This is a genomic window from Halomicrobium sp. HArcel3 (assembly GCF_058933135.1).
This window is the reverse complement of sequence record NZ_JBZYDN010000007.1, coordinates 43,942-57,421: the sequence shown is the minus strand read 5'-3', so window position 1 is coordinate 57,421 and position 13,480 is coordinate 43,942. Positions and strand designations below refer to the sequence as shown.

General features: G+C 68.4%; 12 protein-coding genes. 9 read left to right on the top strand and 3 right to left on the bottom strand.

All coding sequences use genetic code 11. The annotated features are described in order from the left end of the window. Positions 1-43: 43 nt before the first annotated feature. Positions 44-1,816: a carbamoyltransferase family protein gene (locus AC5FRV_RS16200; RefSeq protein ID WP_493562127.1), complete on the bottom strand. Its 1,773-nt coding sequence runs from the start codon at positions 1,814-1,816 to the stop codon at positions 44-46. Between the two features lie 257 nt (positions 1,817-2,073). On the opposite strand from AC5FRV_RS16200, the gene AC5FRV_RS16195 reads away from it, so the two are divergent. Next, on the top strand, positions 2,074-2,433 hold the full coding sequence (locus tag AC5FRV_RS16195) for a hypothetical protein (RefSeq protein ID WP_493562126.1): 360 nt from the start codon (positions 2,074-2,076) through the stop codon (positions 2,431-2,433). Beyond that, positions 2,434-2,715, top strand: a complete 282-nt coding sequence (locus AC5FRV_RS16190) for a DUF7521 family protein (protein ID WP_493562125.1) — start codon at positions 2,434-2,436, stop codon at positions 2,713-2,715. Positions 2,716-2,771: 56 nt separating this feature from the next. Here the strand turns inward: AC5FRV_RS16190 and AC5FRV_RS16185 are convergent, their stop codons facing one another. Together AC5FRV_RS16185 and AC5FRV_RS16180 are read right to left on the bottom strand one after the other, a co-directional pair. Next, positions 2,772-3,779, bottom strand: a complete 1,008-nt coding sequence (locus AC5FRV_RS16185; RefSeq protein ID WP_493562124.1) for a sodium:calcium antiporter — start codon at positions 3,777-3,779, stop codon at positions 2,772-2,774. A 101-nt stretch (positions 3,780-3,880) separates the two neighbouring features. Beyond that, the gene (locus tag AC5FRV_RS16180; protein ID WP_493562123.1) at positions 3,881-4,858 is read right to left on the bottom strand and encodes an HhH-GPD family protein; all 978 of its coding nucleotides are present in this window, start codon (positions 4,856-4,858) and stop codon (positions 3,881-3,883) included. A gap of 752 nt (positions 4,859-5,610) precedes the next feature. Between AC5FRV_RS16180 and AC5FRV_RS16175 the strand changes: the two genes are divergently transcribed. From AC5FRV_RS16175 to AC5FRV_RS16145, 7 genes are all read left to right on the top strand, one after another. Further along, a complete protein-coding gene (locus AC5FRV_RS16175) occupies positions 5,611-5,940 on the top strand; it encodes a ribbon-helix-helix protein (protein WP_089817839.1) in 330 nt (109 codons plus the stop codon). 132 nt (positions 5,941-6,072) lie between these two features. Then, entirely contained in the window at positions 6,073-7,884 is a 1,812-nt protein-coding gene (locus AC5FRV_RS16170) for a DUF7408 domain-containing protein (protein WP_493562122.1), read from the top strand. Further along, positions 7,884-10,232 carry a VWA domain-containing protein gene (locus tag AC5FRV_RS16165; RefSeq protein WP_493562121.1) on the top strand — a complete coding sequence of 783 codons (2,349 nt, stop codon included), beginning with the start codon at positions 7,884-7,886 and terminating at the stop codon, positions 10,230-10,232. Before AC5FRV_RS16170 ends, AC5FRV_RS16165 begins: the two co-directional genes overlap by 1 nt. After that, positions 10,229-10,828: a chromosome partitioning protein gene (locus tag AC5FRV_RS16160; RefSeq protein ID WP_493562120.1), complete on the top strand. Its 600-nt coding sequence runs from the start codon at positions 10,229-10,231 to the stop codon at positions 10,826-10,828. The genes AC5FRV_RS16165 and AC5FRV_RS16160 overlap by 4 nt, the downstream gene beginning before the upstream one ends. After that, on the top strand, positions 10,825-11,679 hold the full coding sequence (locus AC5FRV_RS16155; protein WP_493562119.1) for a DUF7502 family protein: 855 nt from the start codon (positions 10,825-10,827) through the stop codon (positions 11,677-11,679). Before AC5FRV_RS16160 ends, AC5FRV_RS16155 begins: the two co-directional genes overlap by 4 nt. Beyond that, positions 11,672-12,625, top strand: coding sequence for an AAA family ATPase (locus AC5FRV_RS16150; protein ID WP_493562118.1), 954 nt, complete (start codon positions 11,672-11,674; stop codon positions 12,623-12,625). The genes AC5FRV_RS16155 and AC5FRV_RS16150 overlap by 8 nt, the downstream gene beginning before the upstream one ends. Then, positions 12,622-13,479 (top strand): DUF58 domain-containing protein, encoded by an 858-nt coding sequence (locus AC5FRV_RS16145; protein ID WP_493562117.1) that lies wholly within the window; start codon positions 12,622-12,624, stop codon positions 13,477-13,479. The genes AC5FRV_RS16150 and AC5FRV_RS16145 overlap by 4 nt, the downstream gene beginning before the upstream one ends. Position 13,480: the final 1 nt, after the last annotated feature.

Sequence of the window (13,480 nt, the reverse complement as noted above, 5' to 3'; positions counted from 1 at the left end):
TTCATCGTTCTGACCGAAACCGGTCGTTCGCCCGGTTGCGTCCTCAGGCGCCGTCGACTGATAGCCGCTCGGACGCGTCCTCACCCACGCGTTCGGTCGCTTCGGCCTTCTCGACCACGACGTCTTCGAGGACGAGAACGTCCAGGCCCATCCCGAAGAAATCCTTCAGCGCCTCGGTGGGTGTCGTGACGATCGGTTCTGCGTGGTCGTTGAACGACGTGTTCAGGAGGACCGGGACGCCCGTGATCGACTCGAACTCGGATATCAGATCGTGATACCTGGGGTTCTGTCGGTCCGAGACCGTCTGTGGTCGCGTCGACCCGTCCGCCGGGTGGAGGACTGCGGGAATCTCCTCGCGCCTGGACGGCTCGACGTCGGCCGCAGTTATCATGAACGGCGCAACTTCGCCATCGGCCAGGTACTCGTCGGCCGCTTCCTCGAGTAGCGACGGGGCGAACGGTCGCCACTCCTCGCGGTGTTTGACGAACCGGTTCACCCTGTCGCGGGACTCCGCTGTTCGCGGGTCGGCAAGGATGCTCCGGTTGCCGAGAGCCCGTGGACCGAGTTCGAGGCGGCCCTGGAACCACCCGACCAGCGCGCCCTCTGTGAGTCGCTCGGCGACGTACGCCTCGACGTCGGCTGGTTCCGCGTAGGGGATCTTGTTGGTGGCGAGCAGCGACCGGATCTCGCTGCCGTCGTACTCGGGCCCGTAGGACACCGTCTCCATCTCGGGGACGTCACCGGGTGACCGTTCGAGCATCCCCGCGCCGAGGGCGAGTCCGGCGTCGTGGGCGACGGGCTGGACGAACAGGTCGTCGACGGCGTCGGACTCGCGGAGCCGCTTGTTCAGCTTGCAGTTGAGAGCGACGCCACCGGCGACGGCGAGGTTGCTCGTCTCCTCCATCCAGGTGTACGTCTCCGCGATGCGGACGACCGTCTCTTCGAGGAGTTTCTGGGCGGTGTACGCCAGGTCCTTCTCCCACTGGGTGAACGATTTGGGCGTCTCCTTCCGGTCGCGGCCGAAGGCGTCCTCGAGACGCTCCACGCCGTAGCCGGTACCCCACCGTTGCGTGAGGTCGGTGACGTCGTAGTCGACGCCCGTGTCGACGAGGGACCTGAGCGTCCGCTCGATCTCCGGGTTCTCGTTCCCGTAGGGCGCGAGCCCCATCACCTTCCCCTCGCCGTTGAACATCCGGTACCCGAGGAACTCGGTGACGACGGCGAAGAAGAGCCCGAGGCTGTTGGGATGTTCGTACGTGCGGACGCGTTCGAGCCCGTTCTGGTGGCCACGCCAGACGACCGTCGCGTCGTACTCGCCCTTCGCGTCGACGGTGAGGACGACGGCGTCATCGAAGCCCGAGGGGTGGAACGCGCTCGCGGCGTGACACAGGTGGTGCGAGCGGGTCTCTATCGGCGGGACGGCGTCGCCCAGCGCCGCGAGTCTGGACTCGATCTGGCGCGTCGGGAACAGCTGGGCCTGGAGCTGCGTCTTCGCCGTGTTCTCGACCGCCGCGAGTTTGCGGACCGGGTCGCGTACTCTCACCGCGTCCCGCAGGTAGTGAGAGAGCACCTTCGACCGAAGCCGCGGGTCGTAAGGCAGTATCACCTTCTCGACGTCCGAGAGCGCGAGGTCGCGGAAGTCCAGGCAGGCCTGGATGGCTTCCTCGGGAAACGTGTTCACGGCGTGTTTGTCGCGCGTGAGCCGCTCTTCCTCGACGCCGTAGACGAACTGCCCGTCCTCGAAGAGCGCGGCACTGGGGTCGTGTTGCCCGTAGAGACCGATGGCGGGCTTGAACGTGAGCACGTGCGTAGGCATCGGAGATCAGTTACCGTCGCCGGCGTCCTGCCGGGGGAGTGGTCGCTTCGAGCGGTTCGAGTCACGAACGAACTGACGGGAGATTTGTGGTGTCATCGGTGTAGCTATCTATTCTGATGCCACGTCGGTATTCGGAATAAACGTTGTAGCACGTTCGCAGCCGCTGCGAACGCGCTGGAATCACTGAGCCATCAGCGGAACCTACCTGACTATTCACCGCCTAAGTAAGGGCTCAGGAGGGTTCGTTCCGTCACGCCGTGGTAGAAACCGACCCGCGAAACGACCAGATACTCGAACTGCTCAGCGACGACGTCGTCAAGCGGATTCTCACCGTGACGGACCAGCGGGCCACGTCGGCTCAGGGGCTCGACGACTACTGCGACGCGTCGCTCGCGACGATCTACCGACGCATCGAGGACCTGCTGGAACTGGGCCTGCTCAGGGAGCGGACGGAGTTCCAGGCCGACGGGAACCACTTCAAGAAGTTCGAGTCCAACCTGGAGTGTCTCGCCGTGAGCCTGGACGACGGAACGTTGCAGGTAGCCGTGGACAGGCGCGACGACGCGCCCGACCGATTGCGGACGATCTGGGACGCGATGCAACCGGGGTGGGAGTGAGTGTACGTCTGGCTGCTGGCGGTGAAAGCAGTCGTCGTCCTCCTCGGACTGGTCGTCGCGTTCCAGGGGTTTCGCGCGGCGCGGCGCGAACGGAGCCAGCGGATGTTGCTCACCGCCGGCGGGTTCACGTTCCTCAGCGTCGGGTCCGTCCTCGGCGGCGTCTGTTACGACGCCTTTCAGCTGTCGCGACCGCTCTCCGGGACGATCCAGAGCGGCGTCGTCGGCGTCGGGATGGTCCTCATCTTCCTCTCGGTGTTCCTCCCCGGCTCGGCGCCGCAGTGAGCCCGGTGGCGTTCCATCGAATGGCATCCGAGTGACGCGCTCACAGCCCGTGCCCGCTAGATGCCCTGGACGGTCTCGATCATGCCGACAGACTCCAGCGTCATCCAGACGAGAAACAGTGCGTACAGTCCCAGGAAGCCGTAGGCCTCGAGGTTAGTGAGTTCCAGGTCCGTCCGCGTGAAGACGACGAAGACGAGCGTCGCGAACGCCAGAAACCCCATCGTCGGGATGGCGGCGAGGAAGTTGATGGTCGCCGACCCGGCCAGGAGGACGCCCACGGGGATGGCGACGAGGAGATTGAACGTGTTGCTTCCCAGGACGTTCGTGATGCTGGTGACGTCCTCGTCGTTGCGCGCGGCGCGGACGCTGACGATGGCGTCCGGGAGGCTCGTCGCCGCGGCGATGACGGTCAGCCCCCACAGGAAACTCGGCGTGCCGAATATCTCGCCGAGGGAGAGCGCGGCGATGACGATGCCCTCGACGCCGCCGGCGATGAGCACCAGGGCCACCGCGAGTATCGCCCACTCGCGACCCGGACGGACGTCGACGGATTCGGTGGCCACGTGCTCGCTGGCGTCCTGCTGGTGGAGGAAGACGTAAATGCCGTAGGTCGCCAGCGGCAGGACGGCGAGGGGCGGCGTCAGTATCGCCGCCTCGTTCGTCCCGCCGGGGACGTACGTCGCCCCGAGCGCGAAGACGATGAACAGGACGAGCACGCTGATGATGTAGAACTGGGCGTCCTTGTGGACGATGTCCCGGGTCGCCTGCAAGCGGTCGCTGACCAGCGCCGACAGCGCCGGAATGACCAGCAAGTTGAAGATGGCGCTGCCGACGATAGCGCCGACGCCGAGCGAGAACTCGTCGTGGACCACCGTGCTAATGACGACAGAACTGAGTTCGGGGAAGCTAGAGCCGATCGCGATAACGATGGCGCCGTGGACGGCCACCGGGAGTCCATAGTACTTGCTCAGCCGCTCGGCGGCGCGTTCGAGGAGCACGCTCCCCTTCCAGATGACGGCGGTGCCGACGACCGCCAGCCCGAGGGGGACGAGGAGGCCGTTCACGACTCCCTGTTGTCGTGAACAGGTGAAAGGCGTGTTCCCTCCCGGAACCCGTCGTTCGCCGCACCTGGCGCGACCGGCAGGGAGGCGAAGGTCGGCGGCGGTCAGCGCCGGAGGCGGGCGACGACCTCGCCCTCGCCTTCGCCGTCGCGCTCGTCGACGTCGACGAGACCGTCGTCCGACAGGTCCGAGAGTAGCCCCCGAAGCCACTCGCGGCCGTACTCGCCGTTGGGGGCGTAATCGACGCGGATCCGCGGGCCGAGGTCGTCGAGCGCCTGCTCGTCGTACTCCTTCAGCACCGAGACGACCTTGCCGCGCATCTGCCGGCGACTCCCCTCGAAACTCGGCTGCGTGGGGACGTCCGGTGCGGTGAAATCGCCCGTCTCGTAGGCGTGACACCACTCACGCCAGGGACACCCCGCCCCGTCGCAGGCCGGCGTCTTCTCGCAGGCCACGCCGCCGAGTTCCATGACGGCGTTGTTCCAGACGCGGGACTCGCCCTCGGGCATGAGCGCCTGGGCCACCTGCTCGAATGCCGCGTCGTCGTCGGGCACGTCGAAGGCGCGGTAGAGCACCCGCTTGACGTTGGTGTCCACCACCGCGTCGCCGTTGTTGAACGCGAACGACGCGACGGCGTTGGCGGTGTAGGGACCCACGCCCATCAGCTCCTGGAGTTCGTCGGGGGTCTCGGGGAACTCGCCGTCGACTTCGGCGGCTTCACCGCCATCGTGAGGTCGGTCCGATGGACCGACCTCTCCCTCGGTCACCTGCCGGGCGGCCTCGTGGAGGTACTTCGCCCGGTTGTTGTACCCCAGCGAGTGGCTGGTCCAGAAGCCGACGACGTCGGCCCGCTCGGCCTCGGCCAGGTCCGCCGCCGTCGGCCAACGGTCCAGAAAGTCGTTCCAGGCCTCGACGACGCGGCCCAGCTGGGTCTGCTGGCTCATCACCTCCGAGACCAGTATCTCGTAGGGGTCCTCGGTCACCCGCCACGGGAACTCGCGGTGGTCCGCCTCGTACCACGCTACCAGGGCGTCCCTGACCGCCTCGACGTCGTCGGGTACCTCCCCCGCCAGCTCGCTCATCGAACCTAGGATGGCCTTTGGGTGGTTTGGGTCTAGCGATTCCGTCTGATCGTTTTGAACTTGGACGAGTGCTTTCTGGTCAGTACAGTGTGTAGACGTATCGTTTGGTGTGGTTCGAACTGGTGACGTAACTGAAGACGACAATACCTCGAAAGCCCTCGGCCCGCTCGACTCGCGCGGACTCGCTGCGCGCCGTCGGTGCTTGCGGGTCCGTGCTTCGCCGACCGCGCCTCGCCCTTTCATTCCTCCAGGCTCAGCATCGCTCGCGCGATAAAACGCGCTCGCGATTGAGTCCGCCAATCCTCCCCGGATTCGGCGCGTCGCTCACGGCTGACGCCGTTCGCGCAATAGGTGGCGCTTCGCGCCACCCTGTCCGCGCCGAATCACGCTTCCTGACCGCTCGGCAACCGCCCGGCCGGGAGGCCGTCTCGTCGGCCGACCAGGGGGAGGGTAGGGCTGCGGTACCTGGGGGACTGAAAGGGCGAGGCGGGCTCCGGGAACCCCGGCCCCGTAAGCACCGAAACGCAGTGAGAAGCGCAGCGGGGCCGCGGGACCGGAGCGCGCCGAGGGCTTTCTGGGTCTTGCTGTCGGCATTGGTTTCACTGGCACAACCGAGAATCACCCGTTCAACTCACAGATAGAGTGAGTGCGGAAAACGAAAGGCCACTTGAGCTACGACAAATCGACGAACGCACCGACCATCAGACAATCGTAGTCGAAACTCGTTTCCGCGCTCTCGCAAACACCACGGTATGACGCTCGACGACCTCTCTGACGACGTCTCGGACCAGTACTCGGACCTCGGCGACGAACTCGCCGTCTCGCTGGACCGCGAGACGCGGAACGAACTGGCGCTCCTGACGACGGCGCTGGAGCCCGAGAGCACGGACGAACTCGTCCGGCGCGCGGTGCACATGCTGTTCCAGACGGCCATCGAGACGGGGAACATGGACTTCCACCTCCGGTCGGGCTACGACTGCACCTACGACGAGTACCTCTCGGGGATGACCTTCGACGAGATGACCGGCGCGAACCAGTTCCCGCAGGCCCAGGAGAAAGACGACCGGCGCTACCAGTTCTGAGCGCTGGCGTCCGGACGACTGGCTCGGGTTCGACGACTATCTGGCTTGCGATAGCGTAAATCGGGAATTTATCATCCCCTTATTTTATTCGTAGGTGGCTCTCAAGGGGAATTAACAGGTCCTCGACAGCCAATGGTCCTCCAGCTCGGTTTCGTCGATCCCGCCGGACTCGCCGGTCTGGTAGCGCTGGTGCCGCTCGTGATCCTCTACCTCGTGCGGCCCGACCCGCGAGAGCTGTCGCTGCCGACGGTCCGGTTCCTGGCCGAGGAACGCGACGACGGCGGCGCACACCCCGTGTTGCGGCGGCTGACGCGGGACCTGCTCTTCCTGCTCCAGGTGCTCGTCGTGCTGGCGCTGACGGCGGCGCTGGCCTCGCCGTACGTGACGGTCGACCGCCAGACTGCCGGGAGCTCGACCGTGGTCGTGCTCGACACCAGCGCGAGCATGGCGACCGAGACGGGCGACGGCACCCGGTTCGACGCGGCCCGGGCGACGGCGCGCGACGCCGTCGCCGGCGAGACGACTGTCGTGACCACCGCGCCGGCGGCAGGGACGCTGGTCGACGCCGGTGGCCCGGCCGACGCGCGGGACGCGCTCCGGACGGTGCCCGTCACCGATGCGTCGGGCGACCTGCGGGGCGCTATCTCCCGGGCAGCTACGGCGGCCACGTCGGTCGACGACGGCGCCCGCGTCGTCGTCCTCAGCGACTTCGTCGACGAGAGCGGCTGGCGGTCGGCGGTGCGGACGGCCCGGGCGAACGGCGTCGACGTCCGGCTCAGGCAGTTCGACGGCGGTGGCGCGGCGAACGTCGGAATCGTCGGCCACGACGTCACCGAACGCGGCGCGTCGGTCACCGTCCGCAACACCGGGACCGAACGAGCCGAGCGCACCGTCAGTCTCGGCGACCAGTCGACGGAGGTGACCCTCGAACCCGGCGACGTCCGAGAACTCTCCTTCGGCGTCCCGGCCGGGGGCGGTACCGTGGAACTTTCGCCAGGGGACTCGTTCCCCACCGACGATACCGCGCCCGTCGCAGCCCCTGCCGACCCCACCGTGGAGGTACTGCTGGTGACGAACGAACCCGACTCGAACCTCGCGACGGCACTGGACGTCATCGGGAGCGTCGACCTCACCGTCGCCCAGCCGCCGGCGTCCGTCGACGGCGACTACGACGTCGCAATCGTGGGTCAGGTGGACGCCGGCGAAGTGCTCGACAGCACGGTCGAGACCGTTCGAGCCATCGCAGCCGACGGCGGCGGCGTCGCCGTCGTCGCCCAGCCGGACCTCGCCGACTTCGGATTGGGTCCCATCTCACCGGTCGAGCCGCGACGGATGACCGCCCAGCCTGGCGTCGAATCGCCGGCGGACCACGACCTCACCCGGAACTTCGAGTTCCCCCGGCCGGAGCGCGCGCTGGCGGCGAACCTGACGCGCGGCCAGGCGCTCGTGAACTACACCGACGGGTCGCCGCTCCTGGCCACTGCTTCCCACGGCGAGGGGAGGGTGCTGTACTACGGCTACGTCCCCGACCACTCGTCGTTCCAGCGGGGCGTCCGTTACCCGATCTTCTGGAAACGCGCGATGTTCCACCTCGCCGACCGGCCGGCCGTCGCCGAGTTGAACCGCGAGACGGGCGCGAAGTTGCAGTTTCAGTCCGAACGGACGGTCAGTGGGCCACGGGGTGACCGGACCACGACGGTCGCGACGCTGGACGCCGTCGGAACGTACGACGTGGACGACCAGCGCTACGCCGCCGTGCTCGCGGACCCGGCGGAGTCCAACGTGACGGCGCCGTCCATCGACGAGGTCCGGTCGGCCGGACAGTCAGACGGCTCCACTGGTACTGCGTCGGTCCCGGTCGAACTGACGCCGGCGGTCGTCGCCCTGGCGACGCTGCTCGTCCTGCTCGAACTGGCGTACCTCCGCCGGCGGGGTGACCTCTGATGGCCGTCGAGACCACTCTCGGCGGCGTCCGCGTCGGGCTGGCGCGCCCGCTCGCACTGGTCGTCACCCCACTGCTGGTCGCGGTCGTCGGCTGGCTCGTCCTCCGTACTTCGGAAGCCGGCTGGGTTCGCTCCCGCCGTCGCTGGCTGCTCTTCGGCTCGCGGGCGTTCCTCGTCACAGTCCTCGTCGTCTCGCTGGCCGGTCCCTACACTGTCCAGAGCCGGACGGTCTCCGAGGAGCCGTCCGTCCGGCTGGTCGTCGACCGGTCGGCGAGCATGGCGGTCACGGACAACGAGACGGGCGAACTCGCGAGGGCCCTCGAACAGCGCGGCGTCGACGTCGACACCACGACGGTCGGCTCCGGGACGGAGTCGCGGGTCGGCGACGCCGTCGCGAGTTCGCTCGCCCCGAACGCGACGGTCGTCGTCGCCTCGGATGGCCAGGTCACCGGCGGGCAGTCGCTGGGCGAGGCGGCGGAACTCGGCCGGCAGGTCGACGCGACGATCAGTAGCGTCGACGTTCGCGCGACGGAGACGGAGCGGTACGTCGGTGTCGCCGGTCCGTCCAAGGTCAGCGCCGGGGTGAACGAGAGCTTCCTCGTCACCGTCGATGGAACCCGGCTGAACGGCACCGAGATGACGCTCGAAGTCACTGTCGACGGCGAGACCGTCGTCGAGCGGACCGTCACCGGCGCGGAGTCGGTCGAGTTCGAACACACCTTCGCCGAGACGGGGAGCCACCGAGTGACAGCGAGAATCGACGGCGACGACCGGTTCGCCCGCAACGACGTCTCCCGGAAGACGGTCCGCGTCGTCCAGCCCCCGCGGATCCTCTACGTCTCGCGTGACTCGTACCCGCTGGAGTCGTTCCTCTCGGAGCTATACACGGTCGAGCGCGCCGAGTCGGTTCCCTCCGACCTCGACGGCTACTACGCCGTCGTCGTCCAGGACGTGCCGGCGGGCCAGCTCGGTGACCAGGCCGCGCTCCAGCGGGCCGTCGTGAACGGCACCGGGCTGGTCACTGTCGGCGGCCCGCAGGCGTTCGAGGCAGGCGGATACGGCGACGCGCCTATCGGCGACCTGACGCCGGTCGACTACGACGACCGAGACCGGCAGTCGACGGTCGTCCTGGCCGTCGACGTCTCGGGCAGTTCCGAGCAGTCGATGGCCGTCCAGCGCGGCCTCGCGCTCGACGTCCTCTCGCAACTGGGCGACCAGAACCGGGTGGGAATCGTCGCGTTCAACCACAACCCCCACGCCATCGCGCAGCCCCGACAGCTCTGGGGATCACGGGACGTCCTCCGAGACAGGATTCGCCGGCTGCAGAGCGGCGGTGCGACGAGCATCGACGTCGGCCTGGCAGGCAGCGCGGCGATGGTCGACGGTGGCGACGCGACGGTCGTCCTCGTCACCGACGGGCACTCGAACAGGGAGCCTGCGGTGGCGAGAGCGGAGACCCTCTCCGAGCGGGGCATCGAGGTCGTCACCGTCGGCGTCGGCGGGAACGTACGGGAGGGCCGGTTGATCGCCATCGCGCGGGCTGGCGGGGGCACCTACCTCCGCGCGAGCGAGACGAACCGGCTCCGGCTGTTCTTCGGCGACGACCAGCGCCAGTACTCCGGCGACGGACTGACCGTCGTCGACGGGGCCCACTTCGTCACCGAGGGCGTCCGGTTCACGGCCGCACCGGGGTCGGCCAACGACGTCTCGGTCCGCGACCGCGCGACCTACCTCGTCGCCAGCGGGGAGGGTACGCCGGCGATGTCGGCCTGGCGCTACGGGCTCGGCCGATCGGTCGCCATCACGGCCCACGACGGGAACGGCCGCCTCGGCGGGCTCCTGACCAGTCCGGACTCGCTCGCCGTCACGCGCTCGGTGAACTGGGCCGTCGGCGACCCCGAGCGCCTCGCGACGGACGTGACCGACGTCTCGGACACGCGCGTCGGCGAGCGGACGGCCATCACCTACCGGGGGTCCGAGCGGCCGGGCACGGACGATCCATCGTTCGTCCGCACCGGCCCGCGGGCGTACCGGGCGACGGTCACCCACGACCAGGCCGGCTACCAGACGATTCGGGAGGCGACCTACGCCGTCGACTACCCCCGCGAGCACGCCGGCTTCGGGCAGTCGCCGGCACTGACCGCCGCCGTCCAGACGACGGGCGGCCGGACGTTCGACGCGGACGATGCGGCGGCCGTCGCCGAGTACGCCCGCCAGCGGTCGGTTCGCGAACGCGCCGTCGAGCGCGAGTGGGGCTGGCTCTTCCTGGCCGCCGCGCTCGCGCTGTTCGTCCTCGAAGTCGGCGCCCGGCGCGTCCAGACGATACGACACAGGAGGCACGACTCATGAGCTACGTCGGAACGAAACTCAACCTCGGACTCGTCGTGGTGGCCGTCCTCACCGCCGCGACCATCGGTGGATCGACGCTGTACTACCAGTCGTCGGTCGGCGACGTGACGGCACAGAACCAGGAGCTCCGGACGGAGAACGAACAGCTCCGGACCGAACTCGCCACCGCGCGCGAGAACAGTACCGAGTTACAGACCCGGCTGGAGAACCTCAATCAGAGCCTGTCCACGCGACAGGACGACCTCCAGACGTTGATCACGCAGCTCAACGAGACCGAAGGGGAACTGAACACCACTCGCGCAGAGCTACGTGAGGCCCAGGACGACCTCGAAGAGTCCCAGGACCGCGTCGAGGAACTGGACGACGAGGTGTCCGAACTCGAGCGGACCGTCGTCACGGAGCGCGAAGAGCGCCGGACGCTCGAAACCGAGAACGAGGAGTTACGCGAGCGAGCCACCGAGGTCGAGACCCGCAACGCCGAACTGGAGACGCAGGTCGCGACGCTGGAAGAACAGATCACCCAGCTAGAACAGGAGAACGAGGAGCTCAGACAGCGGATCGACGAGCTCGAATCGCAAGTGGAGGGCGGATCGTGACCGATTTCGAGACCCTCGACGCGGCCGTCGACGAGGTCCGCAGGGAGGGGTACAAGGCGGCCGCCGTGTTCGCGACGGCGGACGCCGTCCTCGCGTTGCTGGCCGTCGACGTCGGGCTGACCGTCGTCGCCGTCGACGTGCCCTCGTTTTCGGCCCTCCCCGTCGGGACGGAAGGCCTGATCGCGGCCGTCGTCGGGCTCGCAGTCGGGCTGGCGAGCGTCGTCGTCCGGGCCCGCCGGCACGGAGTCGAGCGCTTCGAGGCGGCCAACCCCGAACTCGGCGCCGCCCTGCGGTCGGCACGCGATGCGGCTCACTCGGCTCACGACGACACGATGGCCCGGCGGCTCTACGCGGACGCGCTGGACCGCCTGTCCGAGGCGTCGAGCGGGCGTCTGCTGGACGAGCGACGACTGGCACTGCGGATGGTGGTCGTCTTCGTCCTCGCGGTGGGCTCCATCCACGTCACGGTCGCCGGCGTCGCCCTCGATCTGGCCGACTCGCCCACCGTCGGCGGGTCGGATGGGCCCGACAGCGACCAGCAGCCCGACGACCCGCCGCCGGAATCGAGCGACAGCCTCGACTCGGACCCGATTTCGAACACCGACGGCAGTACCGTCCTCGGCGACCCCGGCGAGGTCGCGCGGGGCGACGAGGCGCTGACGGCGAACCTGTCGGACCGGTCGGGGTCCGGGGCCGGCGACGAGCGGGCCCGCTACGAGAACGCGGGACATCCGTCAGCCGAGGATATCTCGCCCGAGCGTGCAGGCTACGACGACCCCGGATCGGTCGAGGACCCAGAACTGGTCAGGGAGTACGCGCTCCGTATGAGCGAGGAGAACGACGATGACTGAGAACCTATCCGACGACGAGGCGGTACAGCGACTCCAGGACGCGCTCGACGCCGTCCGGGACGAAGTGCGAAAGCGGATCGTCGGCCAGGAGGCCGTCGTCGACCAGCTGCTCGCGTGTATGCTGTGCGACGGCAACGCGCTGCTGGAGAGCACGCCCGGCCTGGGCAAGACGTTGCTCGTCCAGACCCTGGCCGACGCCACGTCGCTCTCGTTCAGCCGGGTCCAGAACACGCCGGACCTGATGCCCTCGGACGTCACCGGCACCGACATCGTCCGGGACACGGCGGAGGGTCAGGAGTTCGTCTTCGACCCTGGCCCCATCTTCGCGAACGTGGTGCTCGCCGACGAGATCAACCGCGCGACGCCGAAGACCCAGGCCGCGCTGCTGGAGGCCATGCAGGAACAACAGGTCACCGTCACCGGGGACACGTACGACCTGCCGGAGCCGTTCTTCGTGCTGGCGACGCAGAACCCCATCGAGCAGGAGGGGACCTACCCGCTCCCGGAGGCCCAGCGCGACCGCTTCACGATGAAGATACTGCTGGACTACCCCGAAGACGACGAGGAGACGGAAATCGTCGACCGGTACACTCGCCGGCTCGACGACGACATCCCGGTCGAGCCGGTGCTCACGCCGGAGTCGTTCCGGGACGCCCAGCGACTCGTCCGCCAGTTGCCCATCGCCGACGACGTCCGGGACCGGGCAGTCGGCGTCGTCCGGGAGACGCGGCAGGCCGACCGGCTGAACTACGGGGCCAGCCCGCGGGCCAGCATGGACCTCGTGCTCGCGTCGAAGGCGAGAGCGTTCCTCGCCGGCCGGAGCCACGTCGCACCCGACGACGTCGAGGCGATGGCCCGCCCCGTCCTGCGCCACCGCGTCGTCGTCGACTTCCGGGCCGAGCGCGAGGGCGTTGCGCCGGACGACGTGGTCGGCGACCTGCTATGATCGACGCCGCGTTCCTCGACGAACTGGACCGGTTCGACGGCTCGCTCTCGCAGGTGACCGACGCCCGTCAGCGCGGCGAGCAACGCTCGACCGAACTCGGCGAAGGCCAGCGCTTCGCCGACTACCGGTCGTACGTCCCCGGCGACGACACCCGTCTGGTCGACTGGAAGCTCTACGCCCGGACCGGCGAGCGCTACGTCAAGCAGTTCGAGGCCGAGCGCGACCTGACCGTCCACGTCCTGCTGGACGCGAGCGCGTCGATGGACGTCGGTGGGGAGGAGATGCACAAGTTCGAGTTCGCCGCGAAACTCGGGCTGGGCTTCTGTGCGCTGGCCGCCGCGGAACACAACGACTTCCGCTTCTCCGTGTTCACGGATCGGTTCGACCGAATAGACGCCGGCCGGTCGAATCGCGGGGAGGTCCTGGCGCTGATCGACCGGCTGAACGAGATCGAACTGGCGGGCGAGGCGGACTTCGACCACGCGCCCGTGGAGTACGCCGCCACTATCGACTCGCGGTCGCTCGTCCTCGTCGCCAGCGACTTCCTGGCCGACGTCGACGACGTCGAGGCGGGCGTCGAGGCGCTGGCCCGAAACGACGTCGTCCTCGCGCAGGTGTTCGCACCCGAGGAGGTCGACCCGCCGACGAGCGGCGACACCATCTTCCGCGGGCTGGAGCGGGAACTGGAGTTGCGAACGTACTTCGGGTCGCCCCAGCGACGGACGTACAGCGAACGCCTCGAAAGTCACGTCGAGCGAGTGTCCGAGACCGCCCGAAACGTGGACGCGCGCCACGTCCGTGTCGAGAGCGACGCCGAGTTCTTCGACGCCTTCGCCCGGACCTGGGTCGAGTGAT